We start from the raw sequence: 20,470 nt of genomic DNA on the forward strand, positions 1-20,470 counted from the left end.
TTTTCCTCTATATAGTAACTCCGCTTTATTGTCCCAACTTTATTTTAGTACTTATTCCAATTCTTTTCAATACTTATTTTCCATGTTGACGCATTTCTCTGTCACTTGTATAATTAAATTAGATATAGAGAATATCTGTTATCAAAATATCGTCCACTTACCGGAAGCATCTAATAAATATCCGGCTTGAAAATTATTTAGAAATTATTTCAGTTTTTGATATTGTGTTTTCATCACACATTGCATATACTATAAATACACAAAAAGCCAGAAATAGAGGAGGTGTTAGTATGGCTACTTCAAGTATTACTCATAATTTTGTCGTATCCAATCCAAATAGTGTAAAGCGTTTTGTCGCAGCGATTGACGAAGCCGATCGTGACCGCACACCAAAGCAGGCACTTCCCGGACGTCAGTTAACAAACCCACAGGAAATCTTAGCTTTAATGTCAAAAAGGAAGAAAAAACATGTCTGATAAATATTTTACCGTTAATATTCGGGCATATTTGGATAAAGACGAACCGACATATATCGGAGAGGAAAGTCTTTACGACTTGCTCTCCGATTTTTCTTGTCCCCAAAATCCCGATGTGGAATACTTTTTATTACATAATGCGGTTGAGTTTACCAAAAAAGATCAATCTATCACTTATCTGGTATTCGATGCCGAAGATGCTTCACTGGTCGGCTATTTTTCTCTTACAGTAAAGCCAATATCTGTCCGGGCTTCAAATATCAGTAAGACGATGGCAAAGAAGCTGTCCCGTGTCAGTATTCTGGATGAAGAAACACAGTCTTACAACACAGCAGCTTACCTGATTGCACAGTTAGGAAAGAACTATTCTCTACCAAAGGAAAAACGAATCCCTGGAAACATCCTGCTGGGATTTGCACTGGAAACCATATCCGGTCTCAAATATTCCGTAGGCGGCGTTATGGAATTTCTTGAATGCGAAGATAATGAATTTCTTCTGAGCTTTTATACACAAAATCATTTCAAGCCATTTGATACCCGTATTACCGCTTCCCAGAACAATGAACCTCACACTCTATATCAGCTTTTGAAATTCATCTGAAAACACATAAAAAGCGGCAGTCTGATTTACATTTAGTATTTCAGGAAACTGCCGCTTCTTTTTCTTCTTTATTCTGTTTTTCTTCCTCCAACTCCCGGAGGACTTCATCGCCGTACTTATCAATCATCCGTACCAGAAAATCAATGCACCGCTCAAATTCAATATTCTGTTGCATAAGCTCCTCCTGTCATTGTTTTAATCTGAGCTTATTTTACAGAATTTCTTCATAAACAACATTGAACCGGAATTGACCGTAAATTGAGAAAATCATGTAACGAAAATCTCTATTTATCTTGAACCGAATATATGTTCGTGGTATGATATACTTATTCAAACCTGTTCACTTAATTTAATCTATAGAAAAGAGGAAATGCCTATTGGATCGTTGTGATTTTAGTTCGATAATGACATATTTAAAAAACCAAATCAGTGAAAGCAATCAGATGAGCCAGCCTGAATTTTTATATGAAATATTTGAAGATTTTTTAGACAGTCCTGAAAACAAAGAATTTACTTTGGATAATGGTCTGGTTTGCCGCTGGATGACAGGCCAGGCGAAAATCAGTCCCAAAATATCTTCTTTTTATGCAAGACCAAGCAATCAGGAAAAACTGGCGAAAACTATACACCAAAATATTGTCCCCTTAATGGCTGACTGCGACAAAGCACTTCAGGATATTTATACCTTATTTATCCATGATTCTTCAATTTCTGAGGCCAAAAAAGCAGAGCTTACCTCTCTATACAAACCTGCCAATTTACGTCTGCTGTTTCTGGCAAAGCTAATTTCTTTTGGTATGGAACGCCCGTTTATTAAACGTGATACCAAAAACCAGAAATTGATCGCAGGTGGTTCCCTCTCACCAATGGTACTGGATTATATTATGGATAGTGAAGTCCCAAGACCATGCCGCCATTTTGTAGGGAGAGAAGATGAAACAACAGAATTACATTCCCTTCTGGAAGATAATAGCAAAGTATTTCTTTACGGAATTGCCGGAATCGGGAAAAGCGAACTGGCAAAATCCTATGCAAAGTACTATAAAAAGCATTACACAAACATCCTGTATTTTGAATATGCCGGAGATTTACATCAATCTGTTACGGATATGGATTTTGCTGATGATTTACCTGAAGATGCCGAAGAAGAACGTTTCCGAAAACACAACCGTTTCCTTCGTTCTTTGAAAGATGATACTTTAATCATCATAGACAACTTCAATGCAACCGCAACACAGGACTCCTTTTTGTCCGTAATGTTAAAATACCGCTGCCGGATTCTTTTTACAACAAGAAGCAAATTCGATAGTTACTGTACCCTGCACTTAAAAGAGATTAAAGAATCATCCAGCCTGTTTCAACTGGTATCTTCCTTTTATTCGGAAGCCGAAGAACATCGGTCACTTGTAGATGAAATCATCGCAACCGTTCATCGTCATACTTTCGCCGTAGAATTAGCAGCAAAGCTTCTGGAAAACGGAATTTTAGCTCCGCAGCAATTACTAGAAAAGCTTCAAAGAGAAAAGGCTTCTCTCGAAAATGAGGACAAAATCAAAGCCTTCAAAGACGGACAGAGCAGTAATGCAACCTACTATTACCATATTCACACCCTATTTTCCCTCTATTCTCTCTCCCAGGAACAAAGGGGAATCATGCGTAATCTGTGCTTTCTTCCTTCTGGTGGTATCTCTGCACGGCTTTGGGCTGAATGGCTTCAATTAAGAAATTTAAATGATATCAACGATCTGATTGAGACAGGTTTTGTACAGTCAAGTCTCCGGCATACTATTTCTCTACATCCACTGATTCAGGAAATTGCCGTTTCCGAGACCGCACCTTCTATTACAAGCTGCCACACGTTATTGGATTCTCTGCGAAAAATATGTTTAATGCATGGCATTGAAGTTAGCTATTATAAAAAATTATTTCAGACAGCAGAAAATATCATCCAATTCATTGAAAAGGATGATATTCCCCAATACCTGTTATTTTTAGAAGATGTTTTTCCATATATGGAGAAGTACCGCTATCAAAAGGGCATGAAAAAAATTGTCCAAGAACTACAGCATTTTGTAAAAGCAAGTACTTACGGGACTGCCTCTGACCGTGCCTTACTATTGGATTATCAGGCAACTCTGGAACCCCAAACAGAAAAAGCGATAAAATTAGAAAAAGAAGCACTTGCTCAAATAAAAGAAATCACAAAAGAAAATGCCCACCTTGTTTCCAACCTCTATTCCAATCTTGGAGGACTTTACCGAACAAACGGACAGCTTGATCTGGCTAAAAAACACATGAAAATGGGTATCTCTCTTTTAGAACAATACCAGCTTCTTTATACTAATGACAGCATTCCCCAGATTAATAATTATGCTGTCCTCTTAATTGAAATACAAGAACCTGACCTTGCCCTGTCTGCTCTTCAGAAATTAGCACAGATTATCAAAGAATATAATTCAAACCACTGTTTGGATTATGCCCAGGTACAGGAATCCCTTGGAAGTATCTGCCTGATCACTGCAAATATTTCGCAAGCGAAAACCCATTTTAAAAAAGCCTTGAAAATTTATGAGGATATATGGGCAGACGAACCCGAATTGATTGAAGAAAAATATCAAGCAATTCAAGAATTGTATCCACAAGCTGGAATTGCTCTGGCAAAAAGTATTCTTCTCACCAAGCACTAACGGTTCCTACAAACACTTGTAAAATATATTGCCTCAATAATGTAAACGCCTAGTTTTGAGATACACTCCAAGACTAGGCGCTTGTCCATTTCCATTTTTTCTTAGACATGGAGCGTTTACATAAGGATCACTTTTCTTTTTTTGACACTTTTCGCTCCTCCTATCTCAAATTTTTTATAGTCTAGGTATATTGCCTTCATCAATGCCTGAGAACTTGTAAATATGCTCCTCTGCTTGTTCAATCTGCGATACATTACAATCATCTCGTCATCAACCTACTGTTTGATACAATATGTCAAATGCATAGTGGCTCAGTTCTATTAGAAATTTATATCTCTAACTCCGCACCAATTCTAAAATTCCTTTTGAAAGGCGATATACTTTATCAACACTTTCCAGTTCTTTATACTTATGCGTAATAAAAACGATAGTCTTATTTTTTAATTCACTATGTAATAACTCACGTAAAGCTTCATTTGATTCAACATCAAATCCTTCTGTAGCCTCATCCATAAGTAAAATGTCTGCATTTTTCAGCAGAGCCCTAGCTACAGCTATCTTTTGTCTTTCTCCTCCAGAAAGTTTTGCACCATCTTGTCCAATTTTTTGTCCAAATCCATGATCCAATTTTTCAATAAAACCTAAAGCACCACTTTTTCTACATGCTTCAACAACTGCATCTCTTGACGCCTTTCCATCGATATTAACATTCTCCTCTATAGTCCCTTGGAATAGATATGGCCTTTGGCTTATAACCGCAATTCTATTTCTCATATCTTGTATATCCATCAATTCCACAGGAGCTCCATACAATTTTATTATTCCTTTTTGTGGCCGGTAGAATCCCGCCAAAAGGTTCAAAAGTGTTGATTTGCCACTTCCATTTTCTCCTACGATCGCAATTCGTTCCCCTTTTTTTACACATAGTGAAATACCATTTAAAATAGGGTGTCCTGGTTCATAACCAAAGACAAGATTTTTTACTTCAAAAACCATATCCCTATCTTGATAAATTTTCTCAGGTTTCATTTCACATAATTTCATTTCCAATTCTTCCGGTTGTCCCCATAACTCAAAAAGACGTTTTGCCGATGGCTCAATTTGCGCAAAATAATATTTAATGTTTATCAATGCTGAAATTGGATTTACAACATATGCACTATATGTAATAAAAGCAAATGCTCCGCCTATAGTGAATTCTCCTTTTATTATAAAAAGCCCACTTAATATATATAATAACGCATTTACAACCGTGTCTATTACTACAACACTGACAGTACTATATTCATCTAGCATGCCTTACTACTTTCAAATATTTCTTCCTCTTGATTCAAAAGAATAATATCAGGTTCATAAGCTATATATACTGTATAAAGGATATCGTTCAATGACTCATTGGAATCGTCATAATATTCTAAAGGAATTACATTTTCATCTAAAGGATTTTTCTGCAGATTTATTGCGTAATAACCGTTCTGACTAAGTCCCATAATTCTATATCACTACATATGCTTGTGATAATTCCGACGCATACAGCGCCATGGAATGATTTATCGTCTTTATACTCACTTGGATCGCATTTAGAAGCCAAAAAAGATTTATGAACAATCCTTTGATTCCTGTTATTTCTCATATGATAAGGTATACCGTTATCAATCAATGCGAGCTTAATCATTTGCACTATTCCTATTCTTACCTGTTATATATCCAAGCCAAATATCGCATATTTATTATTCTCATGATAAACCTTGTAATTCTATGGTCAATAAAAATTCAAGTGTCGCTGAACCCTAATATGCTTCTCCAATCACACTGCCATCATAAGCATTGATCACATAAGAAAGCTCCTGTAGAGAATTTCCACCAATACTTTCCCTGACAGTAAAAATCCATGCTGGAACCAACCATGCGTGTTTCGGCTCCTGATAGGCTGTGGTATAAGTATACTGCAATTTTGCGTTTACCACATCATACTCCAGTGCGGTAGTGTCGTTGGCAGACTGGCCTTTTCCGGAATACCAATAAAAAATCTGATCTGTCAGCTTTGCCTGTATTTTTTCAAAAGGCAGAAGCTTTGTATTTTCCGTCACCGTACAGACTTCTTCCGATATCCCATCCCATTTAAAATATTTAATTCCTTCCTCTGTTATCAGAATAGAGATTGTTTCTACCTGGAACGGAGGCACATAACTATCCACTGTTTCTTCCGCAACCACGCCATCAGGAACTGAAGTAATACCCTCTACACTTTTCGAAAAACAATACAGATATCCCGGTAATCCTCTATCCAGATCTCCCTGCCACAAAGCATCACTACCAAGTCCCAGACCATTGCGCTCTGAACATGCGCCATTCGGGAACCACACGGTACGATCAGAATCTACAAGGCCCATTCCATCGATACCTAAATCCTCTAAAACTTGTTCTGCCTGTTCCTTTCCATCTTCCTCTGTAAAGGTGATCTTGTCCATGCACTTTCGATACGCATCTGCCAGTTCATGAAATTTCTCTGTATAGCCGTTGGTATCCATGCCAAAGCTACTGTAATACTCACTCTGCATTTCCTCAGTTTCTATTGTTTCTTCTTCTATAAAATTAGAACCCTCCATCCAGAGAAAACTACTGTCATTGTCAATTTCCTGATTATACCGCTCTGCTTCTATATATGCCTTCCTGTCCTCGCCCACATCTGCAGTAAAATAATCCTCTGTATCTGTGTTTTCCAATTCAGTACTCATCCAACTCCGTGCCGCTTCCACACCGTGATCCTCTGTTTTTTTTTGAAATTTTATCTCCATCTTTTCCGGTGCAGACGCTTCATCCGGTGCAAGCTCCATCCCCTCTCGGGTTGCGTTTTGAATCCCTGCAATCGATGTAGAATATGCTGATTGCAAGTAACTTCCTTCCTTGCTGGAAATCCTGTCTAACACTTCCTGATACGCATCCTTTGTCACCATCTGTGGCATATATAGTTCCTCACCGTCCGTAAAATAATCAATCAATCCATTCAGTTCTTCCTGCGTTAACTCGTGATTTTGCATCTCTATGACTGGAAGATTGCCAATGCTTTGTTCGGCCAACTTAATATCTGCCTGGATAACCACACGGTCGTTGCTTTTCTTTTCTTCAAATTTCCAATGCGTTGGAACATTTGTCTCTCTCTTTTCTCCTTTTTTAAGAGGTTCACAGACAGCCGCCTCGCTAATCCCATCCACTTTGCTGACTACCGAACTCTCCTCTGGTGTTTCCTGACAGCTGGAAAGAATAATACACAACGCACCTACCATAATTGCTAAAACACTTTTTTTCATTTTTCCTCCATATATCTTATAGAATTGTCGCTTTTTCACGAAACTTCAATTATAAACTCTTTCCCCCGTATTTTTATTTTATCTGCGTCAGGACACCTGCATCCATCTCACAGATCGTATCGCAGAGCCATTCGATCTCCAGCATGTTATGTGCTGCGATAAGAATAGTCTTCCCTCGTTCCTTTAATCCCCGCAAAAGCTCGCAGACCTCTCCTGCCCCCTGCTTGTCCAGACCATTAAAAGGCTCGTCCAATATCAAAAGCTCCGGATCTTCCATGATTGCCTGTGCGATACCAAGACGTTCACGCATTCCAAGAGAATACTGTCCTACCTTCTTTTTAGACAGAGGATCAAGCCCTAGGGCACGCATCGTCGCCCTCACATCGTCATCGGAAATACGGTGTTTCAGAGACGCCAGTCTCTTTAAATTCGCAAAACCGCTGAGATCCAGAAAGAAGCCAGGGTTTTCAATGATAATGCCTACGGAATCTGGAAAGTCCAGCTCCTTCCCGATCTGTTTTCCCCCTACGAGCACTGTGCCGCTCTCAGGTTGTAAAAATCCACAGATGCATTTAAACATTACGGTTTTCCCTGAACCGTTAAACCCCATAATCCCATGAATCTTCCCTTTTTCAAAATCATGGGTAATGTTCTTTAATACTTTTTCTTTTTGAAAGGATTTTGTCAGTCCCTTCAACCTGATTGCATATTCCATTTTGCCCTCCATTTATTCGTTTGTCTGCGTAAAAGAGAAATTATAGCCCTTAATTCGGACGGCTGACAAGCCGATCAGCGCTATGATTAATATTGCAAATATGAACATGCTCATCCCGATCCCTGGCAGGTAATCATAACCAAAGCTGTGCATGGGAAAGGTAGCTTGGTTCAACGGAGACAGCCAGCCGCAGAACACGTTCGCCCTATATTCCTGACTTTCTGTAAAATGAAACAGTTTCCGGAAAACATCTGGGTTCAGCAGGAGCCCATACAGACTGACTGCAAAAGCACCGATCACCCCTGCCATATTTCCCGCAGCCAGATTTAAAAACAACATGAGAACTGCGATAAAAAGAGTATATAAAAGTACAAGTCCAAACACTATTGCTGCGCACATATAAGGAGTTGAGCTTTCCATTGTTTTTATGGAAACAGGAACGGTTATGCTCTCCCCACCGCCATAGCCCAACATTGCCGCTGTTTCGCTCCACACATTTCCCGTAAAGGAAAAGGGAGCTCCCATAATTCCAAGCATCACAGCCAAAAAAATATTATAGATCACAGTCGCCAGGATCACATAGATAATCTGACCCGCAAGCCATATCTTCCGTTTTGTGCGTACAAGCCAATACGGAGTTGCCTGACTGATAAATGGCATGTCCGCAAAGAGCAGGATTAAAAGCAGGGAGGACAGCATAACAGAGGATGCATCCCCATATGTCCAAATAAACGGCTCGAATACCTGAAGGATTGTCTCATATTTTATCGCATGGGAAATAATCTGATCCGACAGCATCAGACATAATATAGCTGCCAAAATAAAGGTCATCCAGATCCTCGGACTTTTTTTCCATCCATAGAAATTCTGGCCTGCAATCCAAAAAGCCTGTTTAATATCACGCATACCGCAACCTTCTTTCTATTGCGCACATAAAGATCAGTGCCGTTAAAAAACTTCCAACCGCTAATATAGCAATGCAGAAGATATCATTGTAGTAAATAGACGCCGCCCAATAGCGGGGACTCAGAAAGAATGCTTTTTGATAGTAACGCTCCTGAAATACGGTCAGGACATAATAAAGAATAAAAGGAACGGCATAGGACATATAGCGATTTTTTGTTATGACAGCCGACGTACCGCCAATTAGCGCCCAAAAAGCGCCATTTAAAAACAATCTCAGAAAGCTTACCGCCGTTCTGCCCACAAGCACTGCCATCTCATAATTTCCGTCAATCAGAGAAGGATACTGACCGAACCTCAGTATACAGATTACAAGAAGGAACACCATGGCTAAAAAAGCTGTCAAACCTCCGGAGACCAACAATCCTGCTGCTTTTCCTACGAGATACTGTTTTCTCCCTGAACGGATATAACTGAACAGAAAAAAACGACTGTGCAGCTCAGCCTCCGTATTCTCTCCACCCGCAAAAGCAACAGCAATGGGAACAAACAGAAGCATATTAACGCTGTTCATACAATAGGTGTATGCTACGAACCAGCCTGGTCCTTCTGCAGATCCGCCTGCATTTATGATCTTCTGCAACATCTCATGCTCAGACATCAGGGTAGCCGAAACGATTAGAAAAATCCCCAAAATAAAGCGAATGCTTCGAATATTGTTTTTTATGTCCGTTGCCAACACATTTCTCATACGCTTTTCTCCTCACTTCAAACAGCTATAGACTTGATTTTTTTATTTTTATAAAATCCTAGTTTTTTGCAATAATATCACTATTTGTATAAAACTACACTCCTTATCAAACAACAGTTAAGGACTTGCAAAAACTGTTGTTCCTACTGAAAGCATTGCAACAGCTGTAAAAATTGATAATATTTTAAATTTTCTATTATTCTAAGTTCTACAAATACATAAGCCGCCAGTTAAGTACGATTAGTTTTATTATAATTCAATAAATTCCATCCAACTTTCCACGTTTTATTGTACAATTTTACCATTTATATAATAACATGTCAACATTTAATGAACGTTTATAACAAAAAAATGCAGGGCTATAAAAAACTAAAGAAATTGCTCTATTTTACAAAATTATATCCTATTTTTCAATTCCAACTCAATTTTCCCTCAATGTCTTTTTCCTCCAACTTTCGTATGCTTATCTCACAGCAAAGCAGTACCACACCGGTACAGCCTGCTGAATTAATCAATACGAAAATGGAGGTGTTTTTTATGCGAGAACTCAGAAACACAAAAATCATTGCTGTAGATCACGGCTACGGCAACATGAAAACAGCAAATACCGTCACACCAACCGGAATCAAAGCCTATGAAACAGAACCCATCTTCACCGGGAATATTCTGGAATATAACGGCATTTACTACCGGATTGGCGAAGGACACAAAGAATTTATCCCAGATAAAGCTATGGACGAAGAATATTATCTTCTAACTCTCATGGCGATTGCAAGGGAACTGAATGTCTTTTCCATCCGTGAAGCAGACGTTCATCTGGCTGCCGGGCTTCCTCTGACATGGATCAGAAACCAGAGAGAAGATTTCCGTTCCTATCTGCTCCAGAATCCAGAAGTCCATTACCGATTTAACAGCAAAGAGTATCATCTCCGTTTTGTGGGATGCAGCCTTTACCCGCAGGGATATCCGGCTATCGTAAACCGACTTGGAGATTTCAAGGGGACAAATCTTCTTGCAGATATCGGCAACGGAACCATGAACATTCTGTATATCAATAATAAGAAAGCACAGGAAAGCCGGTGCTGGACAGAAAAGTTTGGCGTAAACCAATGCATGATTGCCGCTAAAAACGCTGTTCTGGACAACTTCGGAGTAAAGATTGAAGAATCTACCGTAGAGCAGATTCTGCGGTTTGGAACCGCTGACATTTCAGCGTCTTATCTGGATTGTATTACTGCTGTTGCCAGACAGTATGTCACAGATATTTTTGCCACGCTCCGCAAATATGAATACAATCCTGGCCTGATGCGCCTGTATGTGGTCGGAGGCGGTGGATGCCTGATCCGTAACTTTGGAGCGTATGACAAATCACGAGTTACCATCCTTGATGATATCTGTGCCACTGCCAAAGGTTATGAATCTCTGGCTTATATGAGCCTGAAAAGGAGGGGATAAGCCATGCAGAACCATATCCGCAACACAAACCTGCGATTTAATCTGGACAAAGACCAGCAGCGGAGAGCCTGGGAATATTTACAGACGATGGACAGACAGAATTTTAAATCTTACAGCCAGGTAATCTCCCTTGCACTGGTCGATTATTTTGACCGCTACTACCGCACTCAGGCTGATCCCTATCTGGAAACAAGGGAACGGGAAGAACTTTTTGTGAAACAGATTGTAGAAGCAGTAGAACACAGCCTGAAACAGTCATTGCCGATTTTTCTGTCCGGGCTGACTGCAGGCATGTTGGAAAGGGAATCCCCCATCAGGATGCCCTTTCCAGCTCCTGAAAAAGAACAGCCGGATCGTGATATAGACTGGGATTTTCTTGGAGAATAAACCATTGTGATTGGAGGTGAACACATGACGGACTTTCTGACAGCAGACACAAGCCTGCCATCTTATATGATGTTTCCCCGTTTTCTTCTGGACATGGAAATAAACGAAACTGCCAAAATGCTTTATATGATCCTGCTCGACCGTGCAAGGCTTTCCCAGAAAAATGAGGGCTGGTCAGATACAAATGGTCATGTGTTCCTCTACTTTACGATTGAAGCACTGGCAGAAGTTCTCCACAAAAGCCAGATGACGGTGAAAACTGCTCTGGCAGTACTGGAAAAACAAGAGCTTATCTTCCGAAAACGGCAGGGACCCGGACACCCTAATCGGATCTATGTAAAAATCCCGAAAGAAACCCTCAGCAATACAGACAGAATTCTTTCCTCAAGACAGACAGAAAACTGTCCTATTGACAGACAGGATTCTTTCCCTGATACAGACAGAAAACTGTCCAGTAATAAGAAAGAGATAAAAAAGAACCATTTAACAATAAGAGGGAGTAAAGAGCCACGCTCACCCTATGGAACATTTCAAAATGTTTTTCTGTCAGAGACGGAGCTGGAAAATATCCGGCAGACAATCCCTGACTGGCAGGACTATATGGAACGCTTATCCGGTTATATGGCTTCTACCGGAAAGCAATACCAAAACCATGCAGCTACCATCATCCGTTGGGCAAGACAGGATCATCCTGTTTCCCGGCAACGAAATTATGAAAGTGAGGAATACGAAACATTATGACAACATTTACAGAAAAACCAACAGCTATCACACCAAACAGAGAGCTTCAGTCTGATGAATATTTTAACGAAACAAATCACCTGATCTACTGTTCCAAATGCAATACGCCAAGACAGTGCAGGCATGAATTACAGGGAAAGGTTCTTATTCCTTCCATCCGCTGTAAGTGCCAGCAGGAGATCTTTGAACAGGAGGAAGCCCAGAGAAAACTTCATGAAAAGCAAATGGAAATAGAGCATCTCAAAACCAGCGGCTTACAGGACAAATCACTTTATGACTACACCTTTGCCAAAGATAACGGCAGCAATCCGGAAATGAAACTTGCACACAATTATGTAAGTAACTGGGAAGAGATGAAAGCAAACGCTTCCGGACTTCTCATCTGGGGCGATGTCGGTACTGGAAAATCTTTCTTTGCAGGCTGCATTGCCAATGCCCTTCTGGAAAAAGGCGTCCCGGTACTGATGACCAACTTTTCCCGGATTCTGAATACCCTTACCGGAATGCATTTTGAAGACAGGAATCAGTTCATCCACAGCTTAAACCGCTACAGCCTTCTGATCATTGATGACCTCGGAATTGAACGGAACTCTGACTTTGCACTGGAACAGGTATTCAATGTGATTGACAGCCGTTACCGCAGTAAAAAGCCCCTGATCATAACAACCAATCTCACTTTATCAGAGCTGAATAACGCCGCTGATATCGCACACAAGCGAATTTATGACCGGATTCTGGAGAGATGTGTTCCCATCCGTATCAATAACCGGAATATCCGTCAGGACAATGCAACAGCTAATTTAAAAAAAACGAAAAAAATTCTGTTAGATAATCACACTTCAAACCAGAGTTGAAACAAAGCAGCATCGCACAATAACTATTTTTCACTGACAGTAGTACTACTTTCTTTTCTTATTTATCACCAGAGACATGCCACTGTCAGTTATCTAAAACTATAGTACTAAACCACAAGATTTTAAAACTAAATCGCCCGGATACGGGCATAAAAAGGAGGTGCCAGATATGGCAAATAAAAGAATTATGACACCAGAAGAAAAAGTGCTTTTACAGGCAAAACACAGACTGGAAGAAATCGAAGCAAGAAACCGTAAAAAGGAACGTAATGCCAGAACACGCAGATTGATTCAAGAAGGAGCGATTCTGGAAAGCATTGCTCCACATATTAAAGAAATGGATTTAGATACCCTAAAGCGGGAGCTGATGCTCCGGCTAAGAGGAATGTAAATACACAAGTTCTACTCCCAAAGGGCGCACTTACTCACCACCCGATAAATCGGGCGGTGGTATCCCCTACGGGGCTCGTGCGCTCTGCCGAGGGCTATCCGCTGTTGCAGGCAACATCGAAAGGAGGTGCCAGATATGGCAATTTATCATATGCAAGCCAAGGTCGTCAGCCGTGGTTCCGGGCGGTCTGCTGTCGCTGCATCTGCTTATATGAGCTGTAGCCGCATATACAATGATTACGATGGCATCCAGCATGACTACACCCGAAAACATGGACTGATCTATCAGGAAGTAATGCTTCCCCCTATGGCTCCGCCTAAATGGAAAAACCGGGAGCAACTCTGGAATGCTGTAGAAGCTGCTGAAAAAACAAAAGACAGCCGACTGGCAAGAGAATTTGTTGTCGCACTCCCTATTGAGTTGGATAAAGACAGCAATATTTCTCTTCTTCAGAATTTTATTCAAAAGAATTTTGTAGATATGGGAATGTGTGCCGATTTCGCCATTCACGATACAGATGGTCACAATCCCCATGCACACATTCTACTTACTGTCCGTCCATTAAACGAAAACGGAACATGGCAGTATAAAACCGAAAAAGAATATCTATGCATCAAAGATGGAGAGGAAAAGGGATTTACTGCTTCTGAATTTAAGGATGCTCAGAAAGAGGGCTGGGAAAAACAGTATCGTTATAAAGCTGGGAAAAAGAAAGTATATCTGACTCCCTCGGCAGCACAGGAGAAAGGTTATGAACGTATCGACAAACATCCAAAAAGCACCCGGTATGGCAGACAAAACCCGATTTCCGAACAATGGAACAGTGAGGAACAGCTCTGCCTCTGGAGAGCAAACTGGGCAGATGCCGTAAATAAAATGCTTGCCCTTAATCAGATAAATGCCGCCATTGATCACCGCAGTTTTGCAGCTCAGGGAATCACAGAACAGCCAACCATCCATGAGGGCTACATTGCCCAGAATATGGAAAAGAAAGGCATGATAGCAGACCGGTGTGAAATCAACCGTCAGATTCGTGCAGATAACAAAATGCTTCGGGAATTAAAAGCACAGGTGAAAAAATTTGCCCAAGCTGTCGAAAAATCTATTCCGGTAATTGCAGAAACATTAGAAGCAATCCGAAATCATATGATTTTTACACAATATCATTTACTTCATAATGAAATGCAAAAAGAAGTGATCCATGACTGGATGCAGCATTTTCGTCCTATCCTGAATCAATATGATACCATTAAGAAAAAGCTCAAAGCGAAAGTTACTGAAAAGAAAGAACTAAATGTGCAAAAAAGTAAAACCAGTATTCTAAATCCATTCCAGCATATAAAGTTAAATCAGCAGCTTACAACCGTAACAGAAGAAATCGAGGAACTGAAATCTGTCAAAGAACAGCTGCTGTTTCAGGCTGAATGCTCCACAGAGAAAGATATGGCGAGCCTTTCCAGAAAATACGACCAGATGGATAAGAATCTGGATATTCTCGATTCTCAAGATATGTCTCTCAAAGGGCAGCTTAAAAAAGATGCTGTCGCTTTCCAAGAGGAAAAATTCCGTCCTGACCCGGAGCAATACACTGAATTACTGGATGCCAGAATCCAGATACGACCTACTTTCCGAGATAAACTGATTGAGCAGCTCAAAGGTACTTTTGGTGAATATTATGACTATCACCGTCGTGATATTGCAGCTAATGAAGTAGATTATCTCAATGTTGAAGATCCTGATGTTTTCTCCCATCGTGCCTGGGAACTTGAATATCAGAGAAAACAAGAGATGCGACGAAATCAGCCTGTCCGAACTAAGAAAAAATCACATGATATAGAATTGTAATTTGATTCTTCTTTGAACCCGTACAAACACAAAGAGCTGAACAAATAGGATTTTTCGTCCTACCTGTTCAGCTCTTTGTCTACCTGTAAATCAATTCTTTCAACACAATCTCTTCCGCCGCATTTCGGATATTATTTACCGTTCCTACCCAAGCCATCTGGTCACAGGCTTTCGTTTCTTCTGTAATACCTTGCCTCTTCATCATCTGACACACCAGAATATCCATCCTCTCCTGTGCTTCATCGTCCACAGCATTCAGATGTTCCACCAGTCTGTCCTCCAATATATACAGTGAATATATTGCCGGACGATGCTCTTTCAAATACGTTTTTCGTATCATTCCATATTTTCCATAATACGGTTCTTCATCTGTACTGACAAGATTCGGATAGTAAATTCCGTCTGCGCCAAGTGTGTAGGTTCCACCCATTTTTTCAAATGTGCTTTTCATGTGTTATTCCTCCTTGAAATCAGCGATGCCCTTAGATCATCGCAAAATATTCCAGGGCAGCCTTGATAGCTTCTTCCTTCTCTTTCGGGCATTGTGGAACTCTTGCATTTTCTGATTTTGGAAGATTATAGTTTTCTCCCACTTCAATTCCACATTTGCGTTTTACCTGAGAAATATATAAACTTGAAACCTTCAAGCCAAATTCTTTCAGCACATAATCTTTGATTTCCTGATAGGTTGCTTTCAACTCGGCACTGGTGGCATCCAGCTCGTCCAGGTCTAAGTCGATCTCTATCGTGTCATCTGGTTTTTGTTGGGACAAAAGAACAACTGTCTCAACGTGCACCGTCTCACAAAACTGGTCCACACTACAACTCCGCCTGATCTCATACCCTGCTGCCAGAAACGCCGGCAAATCTCTTGCCAGGCTGGTGGGTTTGCAGGAGATGTAGACGATGTTTTCTACTCCATAAGCAAGGATCTTTGGCAGGGCTTTGGGGTGGATTCCATCGCGTGGGGGATCCAGAATGATCATGTCGGGCTTCTCAGTGATGTCGTCCAAGACTTTCAGGACGTCACCGGCGATGAAACGGCAGTTGGTGAGGCCGTTCAGGGCGGCGTTTACTTTGGCAGCTTCTACGGCTTCTTCCACAATTTCCACGCCAATCACTTCTTTCGCTACGGAAGCAAGAAGCTGGGCAATGGTTCCGGTGCCGCTGTAGAGATCGAATACCTCTTTCTCCTTGGTATCGCCGATGTAATCACGGACAATGGCGTAAAGTACCTCCGCTGCCAGTGAATTAGGCTGGAAGAAGGAGAAGGTACTGATTTTGAAGCGCAGCCCCAGCAGCGTTTCATAGAAATAATCCTGTCCATATAGCAGTCTGGTCTCATCACTTCGGACTACGTCTGACAAGGAATCGTTGATAATGTGCATAATTCCTACGATTTTTCCTTCCAGCGGAAGGGCAAGAAGTCGGGATACAAGCGGCGCATAGTCGTACTCTGCCTGGCTTGTGGTAATCACATGCACCAGAATTTCTCCAGAGGTCACACCTCTTCTTAGAAGCAGATGTCGCAGATAGCCAGTATGCTGCATTTTCTTATAATGGACTGCTCCAAGCTCTGTGAAAAAGTCCCGCACACAGGAAAGAATAGCTGTCATGTCCGGGTGCACCAGCTTACAATCAGCAGCGGTCAATACGTCATAAGTGCTGCCTTTCTTGTGCAGACCAAGGGAAAGGGGACCGCCTTTGTATTCGTCTCCGAAAGAAAACTCCATTTTATTACGGTATCCAAATTCAATAGGGCTTCCGTGAATTCCTTCCCAGTAAAGGTCTACATCAGCGCCAACTGCATCCTGAAGGAGTCCCTTCACCTGAGTTTCTTTCATTTTAAGCTGTTCTTCGTAGGACATGGTCTGATACATGCAACCGCCGCAGGCTGGGAAAATCTTACATACAGGCTTTCGGATCTCAAGTGGGGATTTCTCCAAAACTTCCAAAAGTCTGCCTTCAGCCCTGCCAGAGCGCTTCTTATTAATCATGAAGCGCACCTTCTGTCCCGGAATGCCGTTTTTTACAATAACTTTTTCACCATCTATATTCACATATCCCTTATTAGGAAATTCAACTTTCTCGATAATCCCTTCGTAAATCTCACCTTTTTTCATAAATCCTCCATAATAAAAACATAAACGGGATAAAACACCCTCTGCGATTTTCCCCCGTTATCATGGCAGTCGCCAAGTTTTCATGCAGGCACAAACTTTTGCCCGCCTATCGCGTAAATCAAAAATAAGGTATACGGGGGAGCATAACTGCTATATGCCCGTATACCTTCTTATTCAATATTCACTCACTTATTAAAAATCTCTGAAATTATCCACATAAAGCCCATGCCCTTGCATATCTGCCTGCGGACAATTCGCTGAACACCTCAATTATTTCTCTTCATCCTCGAAATAATCATCATAATCATCGTCGAAGTCTTCCTCGAAGTCCTCAAGATAATCTGGTGCGAAGAAGCGGTATACTGCAAATGCGATTCCTGCAACAGCAGCTACAGCACCAATAATAGCCAGTACCCAGAGGACTGTATTCTTCTGCTTCTCATCTTCTTTTTTCTTAAGTAATGATAATAATTCCTCGAGCTTATCCATTTTAATGTTCATGTGATACCATCCTCTCTTTCATACAGCCTGCAGATCTATCATACTGCAAAATATCTGGTAGCTGTGTTCTGCTTTCATGTTGCTGCTAACTTCATGCCCAGCAACTCTTGCCTGAATGAGTATATCATACTACTACTCATTAGGTTTACTTATTATACCACTTTTGCGACTATTTTACCATAGCTAATATGGTAATTTCAAATTTTTTATAAACAATCGTTACTGGTCACGGAGTGAACTGTAACCTTAGTTCATGTATCCTTCGCGGAATATACAGGGTTTTCGCTCTGCTCAGATCTTCTTCAGCTTCGCAAAACTTGCAAACATCTTCTTCACACCGACTTTATCAAACTCCACAGTAACCTCATAATCACGGCCGCCTTCCACGATTTCTTTCACAATGCCAACTCCAAACTTAATATGACGGACTGTGTCCCCAACCTCGTAGTCCAGGGAATTGACTTTCGTCACCTTAAATTCCCTTGGCTTGTAATTTCTGCCCTGGAGAATTTCTTTCATCTTGGAATATTTCGTCGGCGTAGGGATCAAATCCTCTGCCTTCGGCTTCTTCTCCTGAATGGTATGTCCCAGATCTACCAGCTCCCGCGGAATCTCTCTTACGAAACGGGAAACCTTATTATACTGGGTCTCCCCGCGGATCATCCTCTGCTGGGCGCAGGTCAGTGTCAGCTCCTTCATGGCACGCGTGATTCCCACATAACAAAGTCTGCGTTCTTCCTCCAGTTCCCCATCATCCCCATAGCTGATAGTCATATGGCTTGGGAAAATACCGTCTTCCATTCCTACCATAAACACCCTGGGAAACTCCAGTCCCTTAGCGCTATGTAGCGTCATAAGAAGAACATAATCCTGGTCTGGATCCACAGTATCAATATCTGCAACCAGCGCAACTTCCTCCAGGAAACCAGATAGAGTGGCCGGCTGATTCTGTTCTTCCATAGCCTCCTGATAAGCCGCGGTCTTGGAAATCAACTCGTCAATATTCTCAATTCGGGCTCTTGATTCCTCTGTGTCCTCTGCTTCCAGCTCTGCCACATAGCCTGTAGAATCGATTACCTCCCCGAGAATCTCCTCCACAGTCAAAACTGCAGCCTTGCTCTTCAAGGTCTGGATAAAAGTAACAAATCCTTCAATCTTAGACAGACTTCTTCCAATAGAAGGAACTTCTTCTGCCACACGAAGTGCCTCATACAGACTGATTCCCATATTATCTGCATAATCCTGGACACGTCCCAGCGTAGTGGCACCGATTCCCCGCTTTGGCACATTGATGATCCTCTGTACAGCCAGATCATCTCTGGCATTGTCAATCGTTTTCAAATAACACAGAAGATCCTTGATCTCCTTACGGGCATAGAAATTTACCCCGCCAACCAGCTTATAAGGGATATTCGCCGCAATAAATTTCTCCTCAAAAATACGGGACTGGGCATTGGTTCGGTAAAGGATGGCACAATCCCGATAGCTTCCAAGTCCCTCTCTCTTCAGCTTGCTAATCTCCCCAGCCACATACTCAGCTTCTTCATAGGCATTGAAAAACTGGCGGAAATGTACCTTGCTTCCTTCTTCGTTCTCTGTCCATAGCGTCTTCGCCTTACGTTCTGTATTATTGGCAATCACCTGGTTCGCCGCATTCAGAATATTCCTGGTAGAACGGTAATTCTGCTCCAGGCGGATTACCCTTGCGTCTGGGAAAACCCGCTCAAAGCCAAGAATGTTTCCAATATTTGCCCCACGGAATTTGTAAATGGACTGGTCATCATCACCTACCACACAAAGATTCTGATATCTCTGTGCCAGAAGGCTAATAAACTTAAACTGAGCTGTATTGGTATCCTGGTACTCATCCACCATAATATATTTGAAGCGCTCCTGATAATACTCCAGCACCGCACCGCAGTTCTGAAAAAGCTCCACCGTTTTCACGATCAAGTCATCAAAGTCCAGTGCATTATTCTTGCGAAGGGCAGCCTGGTATTCCCGGTAAACAGATGCCACTTTCTTCATATTATAATCCCCTGCCGCTTTCATCTCCATATCATCTGGCGTAAGCAGCTCGTCCTTGGCATGGGAAATCTGGGCAAGAAGGGAACGTTCCTTGTAAACCTTGGTGTCAATATTCAGCTTCCTGCACACATCCTTCATAAGAGACTTCTGGTCGTCTGTATCATAGATGGTAAAATTTGTGTCATATCCAAGATTATCAATGTGTCTCCGCAGGATCCGCACACAGGCAGAGTGAAAGGTAGACACCCAGATGCTCTCTGAGCCAAATCCAATCAGCTTGTCCACACGCTCTCTCATTTCCTGGGCAGCCTTGTTGGTAAACGTAATGGCAAGAATATTCCAGGGATTTACGCCCACCTCATCCATCAGGTATGCAATCCTGTGGGTCAGCACCCTGGTCTTGCCAGAACCAGCTCCCGCAAGGATTAGCACCGGTCCTTCAGTCTGTGCAACCGCCTCGCGCTGAGGGGGATTTAATCTATCATATATGCTCATTTATGTTCTCCTTTTGTCATCAATCTCTTCTCAGATAGGTAAATTTCATTATACATGAAATCTCTGTCTGCCACAACCCCGAACTACAAAAACCCAAACATAGATTCGGTTTTTGTTGCTGTCACGAACCACCTTCCGCGAGGTGTTTTCTGTAAACGGAATGAGCAGTAGCCTTTGATTTTCCCTTTTTCACAGAAACTAAAAAA

Annotated in this window: 19 protein-coding genes; 9 read left to right on the forward strand and 10 right to left on the reverse strand. The window is 41.5% G+C overall.

Annotated features, from left to right (window positions below; genetic code table 11):
* Positions 1–290: 290 nt before the first annotated feature.
* Together LIQ05_RS01115 and LIQ05_RS01120 are read left to right on the forward strand one after the other, a co-directional pair.
* Complete coding sequence (locus LIQ05_RS01115; protein ID WP_117636859.1) at positions 291–476, forward strand: hypothetical protein; 186 nt, start codon at positions 291–293, stop codon at positions 474–476.
* Positions 469–1,077: a GNAT family acetyltransferase gene (locus LIQ05_RS01120; RefSeq protein WP_117636858.1), complete on the forward strand. Its 609-nt coding sequence runs from the start codon at positions 469–471 to the stop codon at positions 1,075–1,077. Before LIQ05_RS01115 ends, LIQ05_RS01120 begins: the two co-directional genes overlap by 8 nt.
* A 40-nt stretch (positions 1,078–1,117) precedes the next feature.
* Here LIQ05_RS01120 and LIQ05_RS19615 read toward each other — a convergent pair whose 3' ends face one another.
* Complete coding sequence (locus LIQ05_RS19615; protein WP_255646893.1) at positions 1,118–1,252, reverse strand: hypothetical protein; 135 nt, start codon at positions 1,250–1,252, stop codon at positions 1,118–1,120.
* A gap of 268 nt (positions 1,253–1,520) precedes the next feature.
* Between LIQ05_RS19615 and LIQ05_RS01125 the strand changes: the two genes are divergently transcribed.
* Positions 1,521–3,764: a tetratricopeptide repeat protein gene (locus LIQ05_RS01125; protein WP_147598263.1), complete on the forward strand. Its 2,244-nt coding sequence runs from the start codon at positions 1,521–1,523 to the stop codon at positions 3,762–3,764.
* A 336-nt stretch (positions 3,765–4,100) separates the two neighbouring features.
* On the opposite strand, the gene LIQ05_RS01130 is transcribed toward LIQ05_RS01125, so the two are convergent.
* From LIQ05_RS01130 to LIQ05_RS01150, 5 genes are all read right to left on the reverse strand, one after another.
* Positions 4,101–5,060, reverse strand: a complete 960-nt coding sequence (locus LIQ05_RS01130; RefSeq protein WP_226817998.1) for an ATP-binding cassette domain-containing protein — start codon at positions 5,058–5,060, stop codon at positions 4,101–4,103.
* A 494-nt stretch (positions 5,061–5,554) separates the two neighbouring features.
* Positions 5,555–7,075 carry a DUF6034 family protein gene (locus LIQ05_RS01135; RefSeq protein ID WP_117636856.1) on the reverse strand — a complete coding sequence of 507 codons (1,521 nt, stop codon included), beginning with the start codon at positions 7,073–7,075 and terminating at the stop codon, positions 5,555–5,557.
* A gap of 73 nt (positions 7,076–7,148) precedes the next feature.
* Complete coding sequence (locus LIQ05_RS01140; protein WP_009245407.1) at positions 7,149–7,790, reverse strand: ABC transporter ATP-binding protein; 642 nt, start codon at positions 7,788–7,790, stop codon at positions 7,149–7,151.
* A gap of 12 nt (positions 7,791–7,802) precedes the next feature.
* Positions 7,803–8,696, reverse strand: coding sequence for a hypothetical protein (locus LIQ05_RS01145; protein ID WP_005428264.1), 894 nt, complete (start codon positions 8,694–8,696; stop codon positions 7,803–7,805).
* Positions 8,689–9,444: a hypothetical protein gene (locus tag LIQ05_RS01150; protein ID WP_005428267.1), complete on the reverse strand. Its 756-nt coding sequence runs from the start codon at positions 9,442–9,444 to the stop codon at positions 8,689–8,691. Before LIQ05_RS01150 ends, LIQ05_RS01145 begins: the two co-directional genes overlap by 8 nt.
* 537 nt (positions 9,445–9,981) lie before the next feature.
* Between LIQ05_RS01150 and LIQ05_RS01155 the strand changes: the two genes are divergently transcribed.
* The 6 genes from LIQ05_RS01155 (at position 9,982) to mobQ (ending at position 15,117) form a co-directional block, all read left to right on the forward strand.
* Entirely contained in the window at positions 9,982–10,899 is a 918-nt protein-coding gene (locus tag LIQ05_RS01155) for a ParM/StbA family protein (RefSeq protein ID WP_009245410.1), read from the forward strand.
* Positions 10,900–10,902: 3 nt separating this feature from the next.
* Positions 10,903–11,286 (forward strand): hypothetical protein, encoded by a 384-nt coding sequence (locus LIQ05_RS01160; protein ID WP_005428271.1) that lies wholly within the window; start codon positions 10,903–10,905, stop codon positions 11,284–11,286.
* A gap of 24 nt (positions 11,287–11,310) precedes the next feature.
* A complete protein-coding gene (locus LIQ05_RS01165; RefSeq protein ID WP_005428274.1) occupies positions 11,311–12,027 on the forward strand; it encodes a replication initiator protein A in 717 nt (238 codons plus the stop codon).
* Positions 12,024–12,881: an ATP-binding protein gene (locus LIQ05_RS01170; RefSeq protein ID WP_005428275.1), complete on the forward strand. Its 858-nt coding sequence runs from the start codon at positions 12,024–12,026 to the stop codon at positions 12,879–12,881. The genes LIQ05_RS01165 and LIQ05_RS01170 overlap by 4 nt, the downstream gene beginning before the upstream one ends.
* A 169-nt stretch (positions 12,882–13,050) precedes the next feature.
* Entirely contained in the window at positions 13,051–13,272 is a 222-nt protein-coding gene (locus LIQ05_RS01175) for a hypothetical protein (RefSeq protein WP_005428277.1), read from the forward strand.
* 135 nt (positions 13,273–13,407) lie between these two features.
* Positions 13,408–15,117: a MobQ family relaxase gene (mobQ, locus tag LIQ05_RS01180; protein ID WP_117996605.1), complete on the forward strand. Its 1,710-nt coding sequence runs from the start codon at positions 13,408–13,410 to the stop codon at positions 15,115–15,117.
* A gap of 79 nt (positions 15,118–15,196) precedes the next feature.
* Here the strand turns inward: mobQ and LIQ05_RS01185 are convergent, their stop codons facing one another.
* The 4 genes from LIQ05_RS01185 to pcrA all read right to left on the reverse strand — a co-directional run bounded on the left by LIQ05_RS01185 (position 15,197) and on the right by pcrA (position 20,264).
* Positions 15,197–15,568, reverse strand: a complete 372-nt coding sequence (locus LIQ05_RS01185) for a TnpV protein (protein ID WP_117636582.1) — start codon at positions 15,566–15,568, stop codon at positions 15,197–15,199.
* A gap of 31 nt (positions 15,569–15,599) precedes the next feature.
* Positions 15,600–17,240: a 23S rRNA (uracil(1939)-C(5))-methyltransferase RlmD gene (gene rlmD, locus LIQ05_RS01190; protein ID WP_226817999.1), complete on the reverse strand. Its 1,641-nt coding sequence runs from the start codon at positions 17,238–17,240 to the stop codon at positions 15,600–15,602.
* Positions 17,241–17,510: 270 nt separating this feature from the next.
* Positions 17,511–17,741: a hypothetical protein gene (locus LIQ05_RS01195; protein ID WP_173716615.1), complete on the reverse strand. Its 231-nt coding sequence runs from the start codon at positions 17,739–17,741 to the stop codon at positions 17,511–17,513.
* A 291-nt stretch (positions 17,742–18,032) separates the two neighbouring features.
* Positions 18,033–20,264: a DNA helicase PcrA gene (gene pcrA / locus LIQ05_RS01200; protein ID WP_226818000.1), complete on the reverse strand. Its 2,232-nt coding sequence runs from the start codon at positions 20,262–20,264 to the stop codon at positions 18,033–18,035.
* Positions 20,265–20,470 lie beyond the last annotated feature (206 nt).

Origin of the sequence: Blautia glucerasea, assembly GCF_020537505.1 — a bacterium.
In the GTDB taxonomy this organism is placed as follows: Bacteria; Bacillota; Clostridia; order Lachnospirales; family Lachnospiraceae; genus Blautia_A.

What these genes read in the sequence shown, in the direction of transcription:
- mobQ (WP_117996605.1), top strand. Translation starts at nt 13,408, where the DNA reads ATGGCAATTTATCATATGCAAGCCAAGGTCGTCAGCCGTGGTTCCGGG.
- LIQ05_RS01125 (WP_147598263.1), top strand. Translation starts at nt 1,521, where the DNA reads ATGAGCCAGCCTGAATTTTTATATGAAATATTTGAAGATTTTTTAGAC.
- LIQ05_RS01150 (WP_005428267.1), bottom strand. Translation starts at nt 9,444, where the DNA reads ATGAGAAATGTGTTGGCAACGGACATAAAAAACAATATTCGAAGCATT.
- LIQ05_RS01170 (WP_005428275.1), top strand. Translation starts at nt 12,024, where the DNA reads ATGACAACATTTACAGAAAAACCAACAGCTATCACACCAAACAGAGAG.
- LIQ05_RS01175 (WP_005428277.1), top strand. Translation starts at nt 13,051, where the DNA reads ATGGCAAATAAAAGAATTATGACACCAGAAGAAAAAGTGCTTTTACAG.
- LIQ05_RS01160 (WP_005428271.1), top strand. Translation starts at nt 10,903, where the DNA reads ATGCAGAACCATATCCGCAACACAAACCTGCGATTTAATCTGGACAAA.
- LIQ05_RS01195 (WP_173716615.1), bottom strand. Translation starts at nt 17,741, where the DNA reads ATGAACATTAAAATGGATAAGCTCGAGGAATTATTATCATTACTTAAG.
- rlmD (WP_226817999.1), bottom strand. Translation starts at nt 17,240, where the DNA reads ATGAAAAAAGGTGAGATTTACGAAGGGATTATCGAGAAAGTTGAATTT.
- pcrA (WP_226818000.1), bottom strand. Translation starts at nt 20,264, where the DNA reads ATGAGCATATATGATAGATTAAATCCCCCTCAGCGCGAGGCGGTTGCA.
- LIQ05_RS01135 (WP_117636856.1), bottom strand. Translation starts at nt 7,075, where the DNA reads ATGAAAAAAAGTGTTTTAGCAATTATGGTAGGTGCGTTGTGTATTATT.
- LIQ05_RS01130 (WP_226817998.1), bottom strand. Translation starts at nt 5,060, where the DNA reads ATGCTAGATGAATATAGTACTGTCAGTGTTGTAGTAATAGACACGGTT.
- LIQ05_RS19615 (WP_255646893.1), bottom strand. Translation starts at nt 1,252, where the DNA reads ATGCAACAGAATATTGAATTTGAGCGGTGCATTGATTTTCTGGTACGG.
- LIQ05_RS01115 (WP_117636859.1), top strand. Translation starts at nt 291, where the DNA reads ATGGCTACTTCAAGTATTACTCATAATTTTGTCGTATCCAATCCAAAT.
- LIQ05_RS01155 (WP_009245410.1), top strand. Translation starts at nt 9,982, where the DNA reads ATGCGAGAACTCAGAAACACAAAAATCATTGCTGTAGATCACGGCTAC.
- LIQ05_RS01140 (WP_009245407.1), bottom strand. Translation starts at nt 7,790, where the DNA reads ATGGAATATGCAATCAGGTTGAAGGGACTGACAAAATCCTTTCAAAAA.
- LIQ05_RS01185 (WP_117636582.1), bottom strand. Translation starts at nt 15,568, where the DNA reads ATGAAAAGCACATTTGAAAAAATGGGTGGAACCTACACACTTGGCGCA.
- LIQ05_RS01165 (WP_005428274.1), top strand. Translation starts at nt 11,311, where the DNA reads ATGACGGACTTTCTGACAGCAGACACAAGCCTGCCATCTTATATGATG.
- LIQ05_RS01120 (WP_117636858.1), top strand. Translation starts at nt 469, where the DNA reads ATGTCTGATAAATATTTTACCGTTAATATTCGGGCATATTTGGATAAA.
- LIQ05_RS01145 (WP_005428264.1), bottom strand. Translation starts at nt 8,696, where the DNA reads ATGCGTGATATTAAACAGGCTTTTTGGATTGCAGGCCAGAATTTCTAT.